Origin of the sequence: Amycolatopsis sp. NPDC048633, from assembly GCF_040650695.1 — a bacterium.
Lineage (GTDB): Bacteria > Actinomycetota > Actinomycetes > Mycobacteriales > Pseudonocardiaceae > Amycolatopsis.
Genome location: NZ_JBEZHS010000001.1, coordinates 726,797 through 744,903, shown reverse-complemented (window position 1 = coordinate 744,903; position 18,107 = coordinate 726,797). Strand labels below are relative to the sequence as shown.

Genomic DNA, 18,107 nt, shown 5'->3' with positions numbered 1-18,107 from the left:
GGCTCAGGCCTCCGCCATCAGTTCGCGGATCCTCGTCGCCAGCAGGACGTTGTCGGCCGGGGTCACCGTCGCCCACTCGCGGCCGTCGCGGTCCGAGGCCACCTGCAGCAGGTAGCGGCCCGCGTCCGTGTCGAAGAACGCCACCACGCGGCCCGCCCGGTGGGCCATTCCGTCACGCCCCACGCGTTCCGCGCCGAACTGGCCTCTGGCCTCCTGGCCCAGCAGCATCCCGGACAGCTCCTGGGCCTGGAACAGCTCCACGCCCCGGTCTTCCAACGACGTGACCAGCGCCTTCGGGTCACCCTTGGCCGCCGCGTCGGCGGAACGCAGGACGTCGTACGGGATGCTCACCGTCTGGCCGATGCCCGGGCCGAGGTCTCCCGCCACCGAGACCGCCGCCTCCGGGAGGCCGTCCTCCGTGGCCGGGATCAGCCAGACCTCGTCGTTGTCCACCACGGCCAGGACCGCCTGGCTGCGGACGCTCACCGCGCGGCCGCGGATCTCGCGCTCGGCCCACACCCACACGTCCACGCCGAAGCTCGGGCGGGCCAGCAGGTGCAGCAGGTCCGCCACCTCGCCCGACACCCGGCGGTTGCGGGCCAGGCGCCGCTCGCTCAGCGACGCCCACGCCGACTCGATCACTTCCCGCCGTTCGGTGCGGGTGGTTCCCTCGCTCGGCACGTCCAGCGCGACGTGCCGGCGCGGTAGTTCCAACGACTCCCAGAGCACGTCGAACTCGCGCGCGGACAGCACCAGCGACACGGTCAGCGCACATCCCCGCCGTGGTCGCCGATCACGTCGGGGGAAACCATCCGCTGGTCGGCGAACAGGTCCTGGTCGTCGACGCCGAAGCGGCGGACGTGCTCGGCGTCGTCCTCCTGCGGGGCCGCCTCGGACAGGAACTTCGACTCGCCGGGCTGCTGCTTCGGGCTGATCTGCTCCGACTTGCGCAGCGCGACGGCCTCCTCCTCGGGCAGCTCGCCGACCGGCAGCGGCCGCACCGGGCCCTTCGCCTCGCCCTTCTCCCGCCGCAGTCGCTCCTTGTCGCCGCTCAGCGCGCCGCCGGCCGCACCCGCGCCGATCGCCGCCGCGCCCGCGCCGATCTCGCCCGGCGTCGCGCCGGGCTTCGCCACGAACCCGCGTTCGGCCGTGAACTGGCCGGGTGGGAGCGGGGCCTGCGGCATCGCGCCGACACTGCGGCCCTTCGCCAGCAGTCCGTCGGGGCCGCGGTTGGCGCCGCTGAACGAGCTGTCGATGCCGGTCGAGCCGCTGGACGAACCGCCGCCGAGCGACTTGATCGGCGACGTCGCCGGTGACGAGCCGGGCGGCAGCGCGCCGGGCGCACCCGGCGGGACGAACTGCTCGCCGCCGCCCCCGGTGGCCAGGCCGGGCGAGAAGTGGGAGGAGTCGCCGGACGCCGGGCCGCGGCCCGGCGCGTTGACCCAGCCGGGGCCGGGCGCCGACGTCGGCGGCTTCGCGCTCGACGGCGTCGTCGACGAAGGCGTCGTGTGCTGCGCGGGCGAGGAGCCGGCACCGGCGCCGGTCTGGCGCGGCGGTTGCGCGGTGGACCGCGACGGCTGCTGCGCCGCGACGCCGTAGACCGGGGTCGGCGGGTCGGCGTGGACCGTGTGCGACACCGGCTGCACCACCGGCGGGTCGACGTGCACCGACCGGACCTTGTCCGAAGCGGGCCGCACGCTGCCGTCCGGCGTCACCGCGACCGAGGCGCCCGCGACGTCCAGCACGCCCGGCGTGACGCCCGGGGCGGCCAGCTTCAGCGACTCGGGGTCGGACAGCGACTGCGTCGTGAGCAGGTTGGTGCCGCTTTCCTGCGCGTACTCGTTCAGCGCCTGCTTCGCCTGTTCCTTGGCGTCGTTCGCGGCCTCGACCTGACGGGCGTGGTCGGTCTCGAAGCCGATCAGGCTGAGCACCAGGCCGTCGGTGAGCGTGTAGCCGCCCGCGCCCTTCCGGACGGTCTCGGCGTCCGGCAGCTTGTACTTGGTCCGGTTGAACGACTCGCCCTGCTCGAACACCATTTCCGCGGCGTGCGCGACCTTCGTCGTCGCGTCCTGGGAGAACCCGGCCTGCTCGGTCAGCACCTGGCTGGCCGCACCGCCGGCCTGGCTCTGCCACTCGACACCCAGCTTGAGCAGCTGGGCGCGCAGCGTCTGGTCGGTGTGGGCGAGCGAAGTCGCGACGGCCTTCAGCGCGTCGACGGCCGTGCCGATGCTGCCGGTGCCGTCACCGTTGACCATCCGCGTGATCTGGTCGGCGATCGCGGTGTTGGTCCAGCCGTCGAACCGGTGGTTCTGGATCCCGGCCGCGAGCTCGGAGAATTCCACGCGCCCTCCCTAGTTGCGTGCTTTCAAGGTCTGCAGCGCGATGTCGGCGGCGTGCGCCGACAGGTCGCACAGCTGCGGCTGCGTGAGCTTGCCGCGGGTGATGGCGAAGGTCTGGACGGCCAGCGTCTGGCCCCTCGCGACGCCGACGAGCGTCTCGCAGTCGGCCGGGTCGCCGGCCGCGCGGTAGTTCGTCAGCGCCGGGTAACCGCCGATGGTCTTCGGTTCGGTGGTCATGCTGTTCTTCTTGCGGGCCCCGGTGATCCACTCGTCCAGGTCCGCCGACACGGCGCGCACGTGGAAGGCGTGCACCGGCTCGGCGCCGTCCGCGTCGAACACGCACGTCGGCCCGTCTTCCGGCGGCGCTTCCCGGGGTGCGCTGGTGATCTTCATGGAGTCGAGCTCCACCTGCGGGAACACCTCGCAGAGGTTGACGCCCTGCAGGGTCAGCTCGGCCGGACGTTGCGGCAGCTGGGCCGCCTTGGCGCTCTGCGAAGCCGCGGTCGCGGCCGTCTCGACCGGGTAGGGGGTGCCGTCGGTACCCGCCGAGCAGCCGGCGAGCGCCGCCGTCGCGAGCACGCCCCCGGTGACGATGCGCACCTTCCGGCTACGCACCGTGCTTGCCGCGGTCACCGAACACTGCCGCCTTCTCCTCGTCGCTGACCTTGTAGTCCTTGGCGGCGTCCCGCAGCTGCGAGACGAGGCGCTTCAGGCCGGCGACGTACTCGCGGACCTGGCCCGCGTAGGAGCGGTCGCCGTCGGCGATCAAGGTGTTCCAGGCGTCGATCGACTGGGTGCTGATGACGTCGGCCGACGGCGCGTCGATCCGCAGCTGCCCGAGCTTGGTCAGCAACTGGTCTTCCAGGGAGTTGGCCTGTTCCTCGACGATCCGGGCGACGTCCAGGAGCTTGTCCGGGTGGACCAGGACGTCCGCGGCCGCCGGCGCCACGGGGACGGCGGAGCTGAGGTCGTACGAGGGTCCTGACATGCGCTCCCCTGACGTCATACGGACAGTGACCGGCCGACTCCCGTCGAGGCTACCAACCCGGGTGTGATAGCAGGCTGAGTTTGGACGAACTTCGTCCGCCGCCGGTTCCCCGCCCGTCGAAATCAGGCGCGCTGCTTGGCCGACGGGGCGCCGACCTCGCCGTTCGCCGCCTTCAGCGCGATGTCCGTGCGGTGGTGCGAGCCCGCGAGGTGGACCTTCTCGACGGTCTCGTACGCGTGCTTGCGCGCCGACTTGAGCGTCTTGCCGGTGCCGACCACCGAGAGCACGCGGCCGCCGGAGGAGACCACGGCGCCGTCGTCGCGACGGCGGGTGCCCGCGTGCAGCACGCCTTCCAGCTCGGCGCCGCCGATGACGTCGCCGGTGCGCGGCTTGCCCGGGTAGCCGTCGGCGGCGATCACGACGGTGACCGCGGCGCCGCCGGCCCACTCCAGCGGCGGGTGCTCGGCGAGCTTCCCGGTGGCGGTGGCGTGCATCAGCCCGGCGATCGGCGTGCGCAGCAGGGCCAGCACGACCTGCGTCTCCGGGTCGCCGAAGCGGCAGTTGAACTCGATGACCTGCGGACCTTCGGAGGTCAGCGCGAGCCCGGCGTACAGCAGGCCGGAGAACGACGCGTCGCGCGCGACGAGCTCGTCGGCGACCGGCTGGACGACCCGCTCCACCAGGTCGTCGACCAGGTTCTCGGGCGCCCAGGGCAGCGGCGCGTAGGCACCCATGCCGCCGGTGTTCGGGCCGGCGTCGTCGTCGCCGACGCGCTTGAAGTCCTGCGCGGGCAGCAGCGGCACGACGGTGTGGCCGTCGACGAAGCAGAACAGCGATGCCTCCGGACCGTCCAAAAAGGACTCCAGGAGGACCGGGTGGCCGCCGTCGAGGAGCATGATCGCGTGCTTGCGCGCGACGTCGTAGTCGGTCGTGACGACGACGCCCTTGCCGGCGGCGAGGCCGTCGTCCTTGACCACCCAGGTCGGGCCGAAGCGGGCGAGCGCGGCGTCGAGGCGGGCCGGGTTGTCGACCACCTCGCTGCGCGCGGTCGGCACGTTCGCCGCGGCCATGACGTCCTTCGCGAACGCCTTCGAGCCTTCGATGCGGGCCGCCGCGGCCGACGGGCCGAAGCAGGCGATGCCCGCCTTACGGACGGCGTCGGCGACGCCGGCGACGAGCGGAACCTCGGGCCCGACCACCACCAGGTCGGCCTGCCAGCTCTTCGCGAGAGCCGCGACCGCTTCCGGGTCGGCCGCCTCGACGCCGAGCTGCTCCGCCATCGCGGCCGTCCCGGCGTTGCCGGGCGCGCAGGCCAGGGCCGTGACCGTGGGGTCGCCGGACGCCGCGAGGATGAGTGCATGCTCACGGGCGCCGGAGCCGATTACCAGTACGCGCACGCCGCACAGCGTATCCGGCGAGGTTCGCGACGGACATTTCGCCGTCCCCCGGGCTCCGGGGCGATGAGGAGTCCACGCGCCGTTTACCGAGGTGTTCGCCTGGATACGTCCGTCGGATGCTTGCGGCGGTGAGGGTTGCGCGGGTAGTCAGGGCACACCCTGTGAAAAGAGGTCACCAGATGAAGCGCAAACGTGTCGGTGTTCTGGCACTCGCCGGACTGGCGTTGCTGAGCGTCACCGGACTGGCCGTCGGGTCGGCGAGCGCGTCCGAAAGCGGGGGGTCCGCCGATGCGGCCGCGCACGGACGGGGCCACGATGACCCCGTGATCATCGGACACCGCGGCGCGCCCGGGTACCGGCCGGAGCACACCCTCGCCTCGTACGAGCTCGCCTACCGGATGGGCGTGAGCTGGGTCGACGTCGACCTCGTGCCAACGAAGGACGGCCAGCTCGTCGCCCGGCACGAGCCGGAGATCAGCGGCACCACCGACGTCGCGAAGCACCCCGAGTTCGCGAACCGCAAGAAGACCCTGGTGATCGACGGCGTCCCGACGACCGGCTGGTTCACCCAGGACTTCACCCTCGCCGAGCTGAAGACGCTGCGGGCGGTCGAGCGGATCCCGGCGAACCGGCCGCACAACACGCTGTACAACGGCCGCTACCAGGTCGTCACCTTCCAGGAGGTGCTCGACCTGACCCGGCGGCTCGGCAAGGAGCTGCACCGGACGCTCGGCACCTACCCCGAGGTCAAGCACTCGACGTTCTTCCAGTCGATCGGCAACCCGATCGAGCCGAAGCTGGTGCCGATCCTCAAGCGCAACGGCCTCGACCGGCCGGACGCGCCGGCGATCATCCAGTCGTTCGAGGTGTCGAACCTGGTCGCGCTGCACAAGCAGGTCCGGACGCCGCTGCTGCAGCTGACGTCGGCTTCGGGCGCTCCGGCGGACTTCGTCGCGAACGGCGACAAGCGGACGTACGCGGACCTCGTCACCCCGCAGGGCCTGCGTGACGTCGCGAAGTACGCGAAGTACCTCGGGCCGGACAAGGGCCAGATCATCCCGCTCGACACGGCCGGGAACCTGACCAAGCCGACCGCGATCGTCGCGGACGCGCACAAGGCGGGCCTGAAGGTGCAGCCGTACACGTTCCGGAACGAAAACCCGTTCCTGCCGGCGAACCTGCGCTCGTCGGCCGAGCCGGACGCCTACGGTGACGTGTTCACCGAGGAGGCGGCGTTCCTCAAGGCGGGTGTCGACGGCTTCTTCGCCGACCAGCCGGACACCGCGCTGGAGTCGCTGCACGCGTTCCTGGGTCACTAATCGCTTTGCCGTGAAGGGCACCTTCAGGGACTCTTTGTCCATGAAGGTGCCCCTCACGACGTTCTCCGGCGTAGTGCTCGTGAACCGCGGTGACGAGACGCTGGTCTCCGAGGCACGCGGGTACGCGCACATCGGCTACGGCGTCGAGAACACCGTCGACACCCGGTTCGCGATCGCCAGCGGTACCAAGGGGTTCACCGCGCTGGTCGTCGTCGGCCTGGTCGCCGAGGGACGGCTGAAGCTGGAGACCACGGCGCGGGAAATCCTCGGCGGCGACCTGCCGCTGATCGACGACCGCGTGACCGTCGAGCACCTGCTGAGGCACACGTCCGGCATCGGCGACTACTGCGATGACGAAAACCCTCCCGAGACCCCGCCCGGTCTCGTCACGTCGGCCGACTACCTCGTCGCGCTCGACGGCTTCCCGCAGCAGTTCCCGCCCGGCGAGCGGTTCCACTACAACAACGGCGCGTTCGCGGTCCTCGGCCTGATCGCCGAACGGGTCGCGGGCACCCCTTTCCCAGATCTCGTCCGGACGCGCGTGACCGAGCCCGCGGGCATGACCGACACGGCGTTCCTCCGGTCGGACGCGCTGCCCGCCCGCACCGCCACCGGCTACCTGGAAGACGGCCGCACCAACGTGTTCAGCCTGCCGGTCGTCGGCTTCGGCGACGGCGGGATCTACAGCTCCGCGCCGGACTTCCGGAAGTTCTGGCCCGCCCTGCTCGACGGCCGGATCGTCCCGCGCGAGTGGGTGGACCGGATGCTGCGTCCGCACGCGGACACCTACGGCCTCGGCTTCTGGCTGCCGCGCCCCGGCGTGGTGCACCTGGACGGCGGTGATCACGGTGTCACGTTCTGGAGCTCGCACGAGCCGTCGACCGGGCTCACCGCGACCCTGATCTCGAACGACCACCGTGGTGGCGGGCCCCTCCTGCGCCGGCTGGACGAGTATTTGACGAAGTCTTGACACCCCTCGCCCACCAGGGCTAACTTCGGCGAACTCAATGGTCTGGCCGCATACCTTTCAAGAGGTGCCTGATGGATGTCTCCGACCAGCAGACCACTCCCGACCACGATGACGACAGCGCGCGACTGCACCAGCTGGGGTACGCGCAGGAGCTCAAGCGGACGATGTCGGGGTTCTCGAACTTCGCCGTCTCGTTCACCATCATCTCCATCCTGTCCGGCTGCCTGACGCTCTACGGGTTCGGCATGAAGACGGGCGGGCCGGCCGCGATGATCTGGGGCTGGCCGCTGGTCGGGATCTTCGTCGTCCTGGTCGGTCTCGGCATGGCCGAGGTCTGCTCCAGCTACCCGACCGCGGGCGGGCTGTACTACTGGGCGGCACGGCTGGCGCGGAAGAACGGCCCCGCGTGGTCGTGGTTCACCGGCTGGTTCAACCTCATCGGGCAGATCGCGGTCACCGCGGGCATCGACTTCGGCGCGGCCCTGTTCCTCAACGCGTTCCTCGACCTGCAGTGGGGCTTCACGGCGACGCCGGGACACACGATCCTGCTGCTCGCGATCATCCTCGTGGTGCACGGTCTGCTGAACACCTTCGGCGTCCGGATCGTGGCGATCCTCAACAACGTCAGCGTGTGGTGGCACCTCATCGGCGTGCTGGTGATCGTCGGCGTGCTGATCTTCGTGCCGGCCAAGCACCAGGACGCGTCGTTCGTCTTCGGCAGTTTCGTGAACCAGACGGGCTGGGGGTCGGCGTTCTACGTCTTCGCGATCGGGTTGCTGGTCGCGCAGTACACGCTGACCGGCTACGACGCGTCGGCGCACATGACCGAGGAGACGAAGAGCGCGGCGACGGCCGGGCCACGCGGCATCGTGATGTCGATCGTCGTCTCGCTCGTCGCGGGCTGGGTCCTGCTGATCGGCCTGACGTTCGCGATCCAGGACTACGACGGCGCGGTCGGTTCGGCCACCGGCGTCCCGCCGGCGCAGATCTTCATCGACGCGACCGGCGCGGTCACCGGCAAGTTCCTGCTGCTGATCTGCATCGGCGCGCAGCTGTTCTGCGGCATGGCCTCGGTGACGGCGAACTCGCGGATGATCTACGCGTTCGCCCGCGACGGCGCGATCCCCGGGTCGAACTTCTGGCACAAGATCAACAAGCGGACGCAGACCCCGACCAACGCCGTCTGGCTGGGCGCGGGCGGCGCGCTGATCCTGGCCCTGCCGTACCTGTGGAGCGCGACGGCCTACGCGGCGGTGACGTCGATCGCCGTGGTGGGGCTGTATGTGGCGTACGTGATCCCGGTGTTCCTGCGGGTCCGCCAGGGCGACGACTTCGAGCGCGGGCCGTGGCACCTCGGCCGCTGGGGCAAGCCGGTGGGCATCATCGCGACGACGTGGGTCGTGCTGATCTTCGTGCTGTTCATGCTGCCGCAGGTGTCCCCGGTGACGGTGGACTCCTTCAACTACACACCGGTCGCGTTCCTGGTGGTGCTCGGCGGCGCGGGCCTGTGGTGGGTGCTCTCGGCCCGGAAGTGGTTCAAGGGCCCGAAGGTCCAGGGCTCGGAAGCCGAACTCGCTGCCGTGGAACGGGAACTCAAGGAACTCGGCTGAAATGCCGTGAGGGGCACCTTCAGGGCTTATCCGTCCCTGAAGGTGCCCCTCACGGCTTTGCGGGTCAGGCGGTGGCTTCCCGGGCGGGGGCGGTCGCCGGGGTTTCGGCCGGCGGCGAATCGCGGCCCGGGCGGACCACTGTGACCGCTGCCGCGCCCAGGGCGCCGACCGCGGCGAACGCGTAGAAGCCCCACGGGTACGCGATTCCGGCCGTCAGCAGGGCGCCGCCGAGGAGCGGGCCGGAGATCGCGCCGATCCGGCCGATGCCGGCCGACCAGCCGAGGCCGGTCGCGCGGATCGCGCCCGGGTAGATCCGGCCGATGTAGGCGTACACCAGCACCTGGGCGCTGAACACGAAGCAGCCGGTCAAGAACACCGCCGCGTACAGCCCGATCGCCGGCAGCTTCACGCTCAGCAAGGCGAGAAAGACCGCGCCCGCGCAGAACCAGACGATCGCCGACGGGCGGATGCCGACGCGGTCGGCGACCCGGCCCGCGACGAGCAGCCCGACGATGCCGCCGACGTTCAGCGTCAGCAGCAGGCTCAGCGCGGCGCCGAGCGGGTAACCGGCCTGGCGCATGATCTCCGGCAGCCAGGTGTTGAGCCCGTACACCAGCAGCAGGCCCATGAACGACGTGACCCAGAACGCGATCGTCGCGCGCAGCAGGCCGCCGCGGAACAGGCCGGCCACCGCGTGCCCGGCCGACCGCTCGGTCTCGCGGACCTGCTGGAACGTCTCGGACTCCGGCAGGAACTTCAGCATCAGCGGGATCAGCACGACCGCGGGGATCGCCCCGGCGACGAACATCGCGCGCCAGCCCAGCGGCGCGATCAGCACGATGCCGAGCAGCGCCGTCAGCACCGCGCCGACGTGGTAGCCGGTCATGACGGTCGTGGTCGCGCTGCCGGACTTGCCGTGGCGCGCGTACTCCGTGACCAGGGTGATGGCCGTCGGCAGGCAGCCGCCGAGCCCGAGCCCGGCGATGAACCGCAGCAGGCCGAAGACGAACGTCGACGGGGCGAAGGCGCACAGCAGCGTGCACAGCGAGAACAGCGTCACGGAGATGATCAGCGACTTCCGGCGGCCGATGACGTCGGTGATGGTGCCGATCGCCAGCCCGCCCAGCATCATCCCGGCCAGGCCGACAGTGGAGACGACCGATGCCGTGCCGGGCGTCAGGCCCCAGACGTGGTCACGGAGCAGCACAGGCAGCACCGAGCCGAGCACGACCAGGTCGAACCCGTCGAGCAGGACGGCGGTCCAGGCCAGGGGCACGACCCAGGAGCGGGTGCCAGGGGACATGGGAGAACCTCCGGATGTGCGTCGGTGCACGGTTTCCGTACAGGTGTGCGGATTGCGCACAAGTATGCATGGGCGTTCTGTCGTAATCCAGGTCACTTCCATTCACCGGAAGCCGAGCACAGGCCCGCGACCTGGGGAAAGATCACGCGCGTGGAGATCCTGACGCTGATGGGCGTGCTCGCCGGTTCGCTCGCGCTGACCGCGTTCGCCCGCCGCTATAACCTGTCCGCGCCGTTGCTGGTGGTGGTCGTCGCGCTCGGGGTCGCGCTGATCCCCGGCGTGCCGCGGCTGGAGCTGGAGCCGGAGCTGATCCTCACGGTCGTGCTGCCGCCGTTGCTCTACTCGACGTCGCTCGAGAGCTCGGTGACGCACTTCAAGAACAGCCTGCGGCCGATCGTCGCGCTCGGCGTGGTGCTGGTCGCGGTGACCGCGGTGGTCGTCGCCGTCGTCGTGCACTTGCTGCTGCCGGACGTGCCGTTCGCGTCGGCGCTGGTCCTCGGCGCGGTGGTGGCGCCGCCGGACGCGGTGACGGCGGTGGCGATCGGGCGCAAACTGGGGCTGCCCCGCCGGCTGATGACCGTGCTGACCGGGGAAAGCCTGGTCAACGACGCCGCCGCGCTGACGCTGTACAAGGTCGCGCTCGCCGCGGTCGCGGGCACCGCCGGCTCGGCCGGGCACGGGTTCGCGGTGTTCGGGGTCGCGACCGTGCTGGGCATCGCGGTCGGCCTGGCGATCGGCGCGGTCGTGGTGCTGCTGCGGCGCCTGCTCGACGACCCGCTGCTGGAGTCGGCGTTCGGGATCATCGTGCCGTTCGGCGCGTACGTCACCGCGGAGCACCTGCACCCGTTCGGCGCCGAGTTCAGCGGGTCGGGCGTGCTCGCCGTCGTCGCCGCCGGGCTGTACCTGGGGAACCGCTCGCTCTACGCGTCACCCGCGACGCGCATGCAGGACAGATCGGTGTGGGCGTCCATCGACGTCCTGCTGGAGGCGCTGGTGTTCGCGCTGATGGGGCTGCAGCTGCCGTTCGTGCTCGACGGCGCCCAGCACGCGGCGCGCGACAACGGGACCCTCGCGCTGGTTGCGGTGGTCGTGCTGCTGGTGACGATGCTGGTGCGGATCCCGGCGGTGTTCGTCTTCGCGTTCCTGCCGCGGACGTTGCGGCTGTTCGGCCGCGGGCGCGCGACCCCGCCGTGGCGGTCGCTGGCGGTGCTCTCGTGGACCGGCATGCGCGGCGTCGTCACGCTGGCCGCGGCCGCCGGTGTGCCCGCCGGCACCCCGGGGCGCGAGGAGATCCAGCTGTTCGCGTTCGCGGTGGCGATCGGGACGGTGCTGGTCCAGGGGCTGACGCTGCCGCCGCTGATCCGGGTGCTGAAGGTGCAGGACCCGTCGGAGGCGTCGCGCGACGAGGCGGAGGAGCTGGCCGCGCGGGAGGTCGCGCAGAAGGCGGCGCACGAACGGCTGCGCGAGATCAGCCGCGACCGGCTCGCGGCGCTGGATCTGCCACCCGAGAAGGTCGAGCGGCTGAAGCAGCGGCTGGAACGGCTGGTCGACACGCGCTACCGCTTCGCGCAGGCGACGATCACGTTGTCGGGCGAGGAACGTTCCGGAAGTCCGCAGGCCCAGTTCGCGAAGGCCCGGCGGGAGCTCCTGATCACCCAGCGCAAGGCGATGCTGGAGGAGAACCGCGCGGGCCGGCTCGACGACGAGATCCTGCGGAAGGTGCTGCGGGAGCTGGATCTGGAGGAGCTGTCGGTGTCGACGACGCTCACGAACCGAGTGAGCTGATGACCTCCCAGGTCCGTCGCCGCTCTTCGCCGGACCGGATGCCGGTCTGCGAGACGAGGACGTCGGTGGCACCGGCGTCGTAGTAGCGCCGGAGCCCTTCGAGGACGGTCTTCTCGTCGCCGATGATGGCGAGGTCGGCCGGATGATCGACACCCTCGGCTTCGAGGATCCGTTGATACGACGGGATCTGCGCGTAGAAACCCATCTGTTCGACGGCGAGGGCACGCACGGCGTCGGGGTCGTCGGTGACGATCGCGGGCACCGCGGCGAGGATCCTCTTGCCCTTGCTCAGGTGGGGGACGATGTGGTCGGAAAGCGCTCTCGGCCCCGCCAGGAACGGCAGGGTGCCGTCGGCCAGCTCATCGGTGACGCGCAGCGCCTGCGGCCCCATCGCCGCGACGATGACCGGCACGTCTCCGCCCACAGTGGACGGTCCCGGCGCTTTCGCGGTCACGGTCTCACCTTCGAAGTCGACGGCCTCCCCGGCGAAGACCTGCTTCAGCACGGTCAGGTACTCGCGCAGGTGCCGGATCGGCGGCGGGTACTCGACGCCGTAGACGGGCCCGAGGAAGCCCTTCGAGCCCAGCCCGATCCCGAGCGTGAACCGGCCACCGGTGGCGGCTTGCGCGGTCTGCGCCGCACTCGCGACGAGAAAAGGATGGCGCGGATAGGTGGGCACGACGGAGGTGCCGACCTCGATGCCGGGAACCTCCCGCCCCGCGAGCGCGGCGACGGTGATGGCGTCTTGGCTGAGGGGGAGCTGCGAGAACCAGACGGACTTCAGGCCGGCCTCGGCGGCTTGGCGGGTCTGGGCGATGAGCTCGTCGACGAGGTTCGGCGCGGACTCGGTGTCGCCGGACGGCAGCGTGACTCCGATGGTCATGACTCCCAAGCTAGCGCCGGTCGCCACCGATTTCCGGCTTCCCAGCGCGTGAGAACCCGGTCAGCGCCGGCGAGCCAGAAGCCGTTTCAGGGAGCGAAGACGGCGTCGCGGCTCGGTGGTCCCGGTCTGCAGGACGAGCTCGAGTACCGCTGCGCGTTGATCAGCGTGGGCCCGCACGTAGCCGGGCGACGCGGCGACGGCGCGCCGGAGATCGTCGGGATCGGCGGTGGCGGTGCGGAACCCGGCGACCCGGGTCACGTCGATCGGGCCTCGGCTGTACTTCTCCACGAAGGGGCTCTCCTGCTGTCCGGCTGCGATGTCTGCCCTCGTTATCGCTCCGTTACCGCCGGCGTTACCGTCTTCGCGTCCCCCGGTCGAGTGCTTCCGGATCGCGGCTACAACCGAGCCGGCACGCACGGTGGACCCCCTCGTCCCTCCGTGCGCACCGGCTCGGACCCCCAGTGGGTCCACGGTGGCAAGGCGGCTGTACAGGATCGGCACATCCGGGGAACATCGACTGGTCACACCACGATCACCGGGAGGGATGTCGTGGAGTTCCTGCTCCTCGGCCCGGTCGAGGTCCGGTCGGGAACCGCGCACCTGCGGTTGTCCTCGCAGCGGCAACGGGCTCTTCTCGCCGCGCTCCTGCTGACGCCCAACGTGGTGGTCTCACCGGCACGGCTGGTGGAGGTGATCTGGGGTGAGGCGGCGCCGCCCTCGGCGATGGCGAACCTGCGAACCCATGTCGCCCAGCTGCGCCGGCAGCTCGCCGAGCTGGAGGACGGCGTGCGGCGGATCCACGCCCGGGCCGGTGGCTACCTGATCGAAGCCCGGCCGGACGAGATCGATCTCGAGCGGTTCGACCACCTCGCCGCGGCCGGCCGGCAAGCGCTCCTCGCCGGCGACGGCAAGGTCGCCGCGGAGACGCTGGGCCACGCCTTGGCGCTGTGGCGTGGACGGCCGCTGGCCAACCTGCCGGCGACCGCGGCCACCGACGGGGAGGCCCATCGGCTGACCGAGGCCCGGCTGACCGTCGTCGAACACCACTGTCGCGCGCGTCTCGACCTGGGCGCCTGCTCGGACGTGGCCGGTGAGCTGCACCGGCTGGTCGTCGACCACCCGCTCCGCGAACGGCTGTGGGCACTGCTGATGCTCGCGCTGGCCGGCGCGGGACAACAGGCGGCGGCGCTCGGCGCCTACGACACGATCCGCAGCCGGCTGGCCGCCGAGCTGGGTGCCGAACCGGGCTCCGACCTGCGTGCGGCCCAGCTGGCCGTGCTGCGGCAGGCCGTTCCCGTCACCTCGTCCGTGAGTCCCGCGCAGCTTCCCCGCGCCGCGGCCGGGTTTCACGGGCGCCACGCCGAACTGCTGGCTCTCGACCGCCTGCTGCCCGCGGGCGATGGTTCCCGGCTCGCGGTCGTCGTCGGGACGGCGGGGGTCGGCAAGTCGGACCTGGCGATCCAGTGGGCGCACCGCGTCCGCGACCGTTTTCCCGACGGGCAGCTCTACGCCGGCCTCCACCGCTCGGCCCGGCCCGGCCCGGTTCTCGGGCGGTTCCTGCGGGCCCTGGGTGTCCCGGCGCGGGAGATCCCGGACGACCTCGACGAAGCCGCGGCACTGTTCCGGTCCGTGCTGGCGTCGAAGGCCGTGCTCTGCGTTCTCGACGACGCCCTCGATGACGAGCACGTCCGCCCGTTGCTGCCCGCCGCACCGCGGTGCATGGTCGTGGCGACCAGCCGCAACCGGCTCGACGGCCTGGTCGCCCTCGACGGCGCGCACCGCCTCGCGCTGGACGTCCTCGGCGCGGCCGACGCGGTGACCGTGCTCGGGGCCGCGATCGGCCCCGACCGCGCGGCCCGGGAACCGGCCGCCACCGCCGAACTGGCCGAAACGTGTGCGCGGCTGCCCCTCGCCCTGCGCATCACCGGCGCCCAGATCCGGCACCGGACCGGCCGCCGGGTGGTCGATCACCTCACCGACCTGCGCGACCACGGCGTGCTGGACGGCCTGACCACCGACGGCGACACGAGCGCCCTCCGCGTCGCCTACGACCTCTCCTACGAAGCCCTCGACGCCGCGACCCGCCGCACGTTCCGGTTGCTGGGCTTGGTGCCCGGCCCGGACACGACTGTGCCGGCGGTCGCCGCCCTGATCGACGCCCCGGCTTCGACGGCGGCCCGGCACCTCGAACGGCTGGCCTTGGCGCACCTCGTCCAGGAGCACGCTCCGGGCCGCTACCGGCTCCACGATCTGCTTCGCCGCTACGCCGTCGAGCGCGCGCACATCGACTGCCTCGACGATGAACGCGACACGGCGACGCTCGCGCTGCTCGACCACTACCTGGCCCGCACCGCCGCGGCCGCCGACATCCTTTACCCCTTCGTCCTGCGCCTGCCGGAGACCAAGCCGCAGCGGAGCGCGTTCGACAGCGCGGAAGACGCCCTGGCTTGGCTGAGCGACGAAGTCCCCAACCTCGTGGCCGCGACCCGCCACGCCCACGCGGGCAAGCACCACCAGTTGACCTGGCAGCTCGTCGACGCCCTGCGCGGGCACTGCATGACCACCTGGCTCGCGGAAGCGCCGGAGCTCGCCCGGATCGGCCTCGAATCCGCCGAAGCCCTCGATCTGCCGGACGTGCGGGCGGCCGCGCACAACAACCTCGCGGCCACTCACGCACTCCGCTACGAGTTCCCGTCCGCCATCGCGCATTTCCAAGCCGCGCTGACGCTCTACCGTGCGGTGCAGGTCCGGCGCGGAGTGACCGGTGTGCTGGGAAACCTGGCCACCGTCCACCTGGACACCGGTGATCTCGACCGAGCCGACGCTCTCTTCGCGGAGGCGGCCGCACTCGATCCGCTGGGTAGCGGGCTCCGCCGGCAAAGTCTCGGCGTCCTCCACGAATATCGCGGCCGGCTGGCCGAGGCGGCGACCGCGCACGCCGAGCGGGCCGCTGAATCGCACAGTCCGCACGATCTCGTCCTGCTCGCCCGCGTTCACGCGAGAGGAGGCGACTACGACGCCGCTTTGCCCGTCGCGGAAGAGGCCGCGAAGCACGCGCGAAGCTCCGGCGATCGGTGCACCGAGGCGTACGCACTCGCGGTGCTCAGCACCGTCCACGCGGGCACCGGCGACCCCGCACAAGCCGTTCGCCTGGCCGGAACCGCGCTCGAGTTCGCGCGCGGCACCGGCGTGCCCGGCGCCGAAATCGCGGGGCACGCCGCCCTCGCGGTGAGCCTCCTGGCCGGCGGGCACCACCAGCGCGCGCTGGTCAGCGGCCACCACGCGCTCCACCTCACCCGCCGGACCGGCACCCGGTTCGACGAATGCGAAGCACTGATCACGATCGGCCGCATCCACCGCGCCGCCGGATCGACGGCGCAGGGCGACCACTACCTCGGTTCGGCCCGGCACCTCGCGAAAACCCACGGCTACCACGGGCTGGCCGAAGCCGCCGCCGAGCCTTCGCTTGCTTGATCGGGCAGGCCCCAGCGGTCATGATCCGCGCTTCGCCGGGCGCCGCAAGCGCTTCCGCATCTCGGGACACCGGCACTCCCAGCGCGTGAGATCCCGTGCGAGCGCTTGCGGAATCGCCCACCCTGGGCGAGATCCCGATCACGATCCCCAGGAGCACCCATGTCGCTGACCGACGTCATCGAAGGCACTCGCAAGGCCGTCGACGCCGACCCGCACAACGCCGCCGTCTCCTTCAGTGTCGACCACACCCTGAAGCCCGGGACCAAAACCGAGGTCCAGGTCAAGGTGCGGGACCACAGCTTCACCGTCGACGAGCCGCCCGCCCTCGGCGGGACCGACCAGGCCGCCAACCCCGTCGAGTTCGCGCTCGCCGCCCTGGGGTCCTGCCAGGTCATCACCTACCAGTTCTGGGCGGCGAAGCGCGGCATTCCGCTCGACTCCGTCAAGGTCACCGTCGACGGCGACCTCGACCTCCACGGCTTCTTCGGCTTCTCCTTCAACACCCGCCCCGGTTTCGGGGACGTGCGCGTGTCCGTCGAGCTGGAAGGGCCGGCGAGCCGGGAGCGCTACGAAGACCTCAAGCGCGAGGTCGACGAGCACTGCCCGGTGCTCGACCTGTTCCGCAACGAGACGCCGGTCAGCACCAAGCTGACCTGAGCGAAACCTCAGACGAACTGGTGCCGGACGATCGTCTGCTCGCGGCCCGGGCCGACGCCGATCGCCGAGATCCGGGCGCCCGACAGGTCTTCCAGGCGCTCGACGTACGCGCGGGCGTTCGCCGGGAGCTCCTCGAACGTGCGGCACGCCGAGATGTCCTCGAACCAGCCCGGGTGCTCTTCGTAGATGGGGATCGCGTGGTGCACGTCGGTCTGCGTCATCGGCATGTCCTGCGTGCGGAAGCCGTCGACCTCGTAGCCGACGCACACCGGCACCTTCTCCAGCCCGGACAGCACGTCCAGCTTGGTGAGGAAGTAGTCGGTGATGCCGTTGACGCGGACCGCGTAGCGCGCGATCACCGCGTCGAACCAGCCCGTGCGGCGCGAGCGGCCGGTGGTGACGCCGAACTCGCCGCCCTGCTTGCGCAGGTACTCGCCGGACTCGTCGTGCAGCTCGGTCGGGAACGGGCCCGAGCCGACGCGGGTGGTGTACGCCTTGAGGATGCCGAGCACGGTGCCGATCCGGCCCGGACCGATGCCGGAGCCCGCGCTCGCGCCGCCGGACGTCGGGTTCGACGACGTCACGAACGGGTAGGTGCCGTGGTCGACGTCGAGCAGCGTGCCCTGTGACCCCTCCAGCAGCACGGTTTCGCCGCGCTCGAGGGCCTGGTTGAGCTGCAGCCGCGTGTCGGCGATGCGGTGCGCGAACTTCTCGCCCGCGGCCAGCACCTCGTCGGCGACCTCGTTCGCGTCGAGGGCCTTGCGGTTGTAGACCTTCACCAGCACCTGGTTCTTGAACTCCAGCGCGGCTTCGACCTTCTGGCGGAAGATCTTCTCGTCGAGCAGGTCCTGCACGCGGACGCCGACGCGGGCGATCTTGTCCTGGTAGCACGGCCCGATGCCGCGGCCGGTGGTGCCGATCTTGCGGCTGCCGAGGTACCGCTCGGTGACTTTGTCGATGGCCACGTGGTACGGCATGATCAGGTGAGCGTCGGCGGAGATCAGCAGCTTGGACGTGTCGACGTCCCGCGCTTCCAGTCCGGACAGCTCTTCCAGCAGCACACCCGGATCGACGACCACGCCGTTGCCGATGACGTTGGTCACGCCGGGGGTGAGGATGCCGGACGGGATGAGGTGCAGGGCGAAGTTCTCGCCGTTCGGCAGGACAACCGTGTGACCGGCGTTGTTGCCACCCTGGTAGCGGACGACCCACTGGACGCGGTCACCCATGAGATCGGTGGCTTTGCCCTTGCCTTCGTCTCCCCATTGGGCACCGATGAGCACGATGGCCGGCATGTGACACTCCAGGTGTTCGACGACTGAGGTTAAGTGTCCCGGACGGACACCGGTGGCGCTGACGAAATGCCGGTGCATGACTGTAAC

Annotated in this window: 15 protein-coding genes; 6 read left to right on the top strand and 9 right to left on the bottom strand. The window is 71.1% G+C overall.

Going from position 1 to position 18,107, the window contains the following annotated elements:
- Positions 1 to 3: 3 nt before the first annotated feature.
- The 5 genes from AB0C38_RS03705 to purD form a co-directional block, all read right to left on the bottom strand.
- Complete coding sequence (locus AB0C38_RS03705; RefSeq protein WP_360665909.1) at positions 4 to 762, bottom strand: ESX secretion-associated protein EspG; 759 nt, start codon at positions 760 to 762, stop codon at positions 4 to 6.
- A 2-nt stretch (positions 763 to 764) separates the two neighbouring features.
- Positions 765 to 2,342, bottom strand: a complete 1,578-nt coding sequence (locus tag AB0C38_RS03700; protein WP_360665906.1) for a hypothetical protein — start codon at positions 2,340 to 2,342, stop codon at positions 765 to 767.
- Between the two features lie 9 nt (positions 2,343 to 2,351).
- Positions 2,352 to 2,918 carry a DUF3558 domain-containing protein gene (locus AB0C38_RS03695; protein ID WP_360667479.1) on the bottom strand — a complete coding sequence of 189 codons (567 nt, stop codon included), beginning with the start codon at positions 2,916 to 2,918 and terminating at the stop codon, positions 2,352 to 2,354.
- Positions 2,919 to 2,946: 28 nt separating this feature from the next.
- Complete coding sequence (locus AB0C38_RS03690; RefSeq protein ID WP_360665903.1) at positions 2,947 to 3,327, bottom strand: hypothetical protein; 381 nt, start codon at positions 3,325 to 3,327, stop codon at positions 2,947 to 2,949.
- A gap of 122 nt (positions 3,328 to 3,449) precedes the next feature.
- Positions 3,450 to 4,724 (bottom strand): phosphoribosylamine--glycine ligase, encoded by a 1,275-nt coding sequence (gene purD / locus AB0C38_RS03685; protein ID WP_360665901.1) that lies wholly within the window; start codon positions 4,722 to 4,724, stop codon positions 3,450 to 3,452.
- Between the two features lie 179 nt (positions 4,725 to 4,903).
- Here purD and AB0C38_RS03680 point away from each other — a divergent pair, with 179 nt between their 5' ends.
- The 3 genes from AB0C38_RS03680 to AB0C38_RS03670 all read left to right on the top strand — a co-directional run bounded on the left by AB0C38_RS03680 (position 4,904) and on the right by AB0C38_RS03670 (position 8,623).
- The gene (locus AB0C38_RS03680) at positions 4,904 to 6,043 is read left to right on the top strand and encodes a glycerophosphodiester phosphodiesterase (RefSeq protein WP_360665897.1); all 1,140 of its coding nucleotides are present in this window, start codon (positions 4,904 to 4,906) and stop codon (positions 6,041 to 6,043) included.
- Positions 6,044 to 6,083: 40 nt separating this feature from the next.
- Complete coding sequence (locus AB0C38_RS03675; RefSeq protein ID WP_360665895.1) at positions 6,084 to 7,013, top strand: serine hydrolase domain-containing protein; 930 nt, start codon at positions 6,084 to 6,086, stop codon at positions 7,011 to 7,013.
- Between the two features lie 71 nt (positions 7,014 to 7,084).
- Positions 7,085 to 8,623, top strand: a complete 1,539-nt coding sequence (locus AB0C38_RS03670; RefSeq protein WP_360665892.1) for an amino acid permease — start codon at positions 7,085 to 7,087, stop codon at positions 8,621 to 8,623.
- Positions 8,624 to 8,687: 64 nt separating this feature from the next.
- On the opposite strand, the gene AB0C38_RS03665 is transcribed toward AB0C38_RS03670, so the two are convergent.
- Positions 8,688 to 9,926 carry an aromatic acid/H+ symport family MFS transporter gene (locus AB0C38_RS03665; protein ID WP_360665889.1) on the bottom strand — a complete coding sequence of 413 codons (1,239 nt, stop codon included), beginning with the start codon at positions 9,924 to 9,926 and terminating at the stop codon, positions 8,688 to 8,690.
- A 150-nt stretch (positions 9,927 to 10,076) separates the two neighbouring features.
- Between AB0C38_RS03665 and AB0C38_RS03660 the strand changes: the two genes are divergently transcribed.
- Positions 10,077 to 11,711: a Na+/H+ antiporter gene (locus AB0C38_RS03660; protein WP_360665886.1), complete on the top strand. Its 1,635-nt coding sequence runs from the start codon at positions 10,077 to 10,079 to the stop codon at positions 11,709 to 11,711.
- On the opposite strand, the gene AB0C38_RS03655 is transcribed toward AB0C38_RS03660, so the two are convergent.
- Together AB0C38_RS03655 and AB0C38_RS03650 are read right to left on the bottom strand one after the other, a co-directional pair.
- On the bottom strand, positions 11,692 to 12,594 hold the full coding sequence (locus AB0C38_RS03655) for a TIGR03564 family F420-dependent LLM class oxidoreductase (RefSeq protein ID WP_360665884.1): 903 nt from the start codon (positions 12,592 to 12,594) through the stop codon (positions 11,692 to 11,694). The genes AB0C38_RS03660 and AB0C38_RS03655 overlap by 20 nt on opposite strands.
- A 60-nt stretch (positions 12,595 to 12,654) precedes the next feature.
- Positions 12,655 to 12,882 (bottom strand): hypothetical protein, encoded by a 228-nt coding sequence (locus AB0C38_RS03650; RefSeq protein ID WP_360665881.1) that lies wholly within the window; start codon positions 12,880 to 12,882, stop codon positions 12,655 to 12,657.
- A gap of 261 nt (positions 12,883 to 13,143) precedes the next feature.
- Here AB0C38_RS03650 and AB0C38_RS03645 point away from each other — a divergent pair, with 261 nt between their 5' ends.
- Both AB0C38_RS03645 and AB0C38_RS03640 read left to right on the top strand, forming a co-directional pair.
- On the top strand, positions 13,144 to 16,068 hold the full coding sequence (locus AB0C38_RS03645; RefSeq protein WP_360665878.1) for a BTAD domain-containing putative transcriptional regulator: 2,925 nt from the start codon (positions 13,144 to 13,146) through the stop codon (positions 16,066 to 16,068).
- A 159-nt stretch (positions 16,069 to 16,227) separates the two neighbouring features.
- Complete coding sequence (locus tag AB0C38_RS03640; protein ID WP_360665875.1) at positions 16,228 to 16,725, top strand: OsmC family protein; 498 nt, start codon at positions 16,228 to 16,230, stop codon at positions 16,723 to 16,725.
- A gap of 8 nt (positions 16,726 to 16,733) precedes the next feature.
- Here AB0C38_RS03640 and AB0C38_RS03635 read toward each other — a convergent pair whose 3' ends face one another.
- Complete coding sequence (locus tag AB0C38_RS03635) at positions 16,734 to 18,020, bottom strand: adenylosuccinate synthase (RefSeq protein WP_360665873.1); 1,287 nt, start codon at positions 18,018 to 18,020, stop codon at positions 16,734 to 16,736.
- Between the last annotated feature and the right edge of the window lie 87 nt (positions 18,021 to 18,107).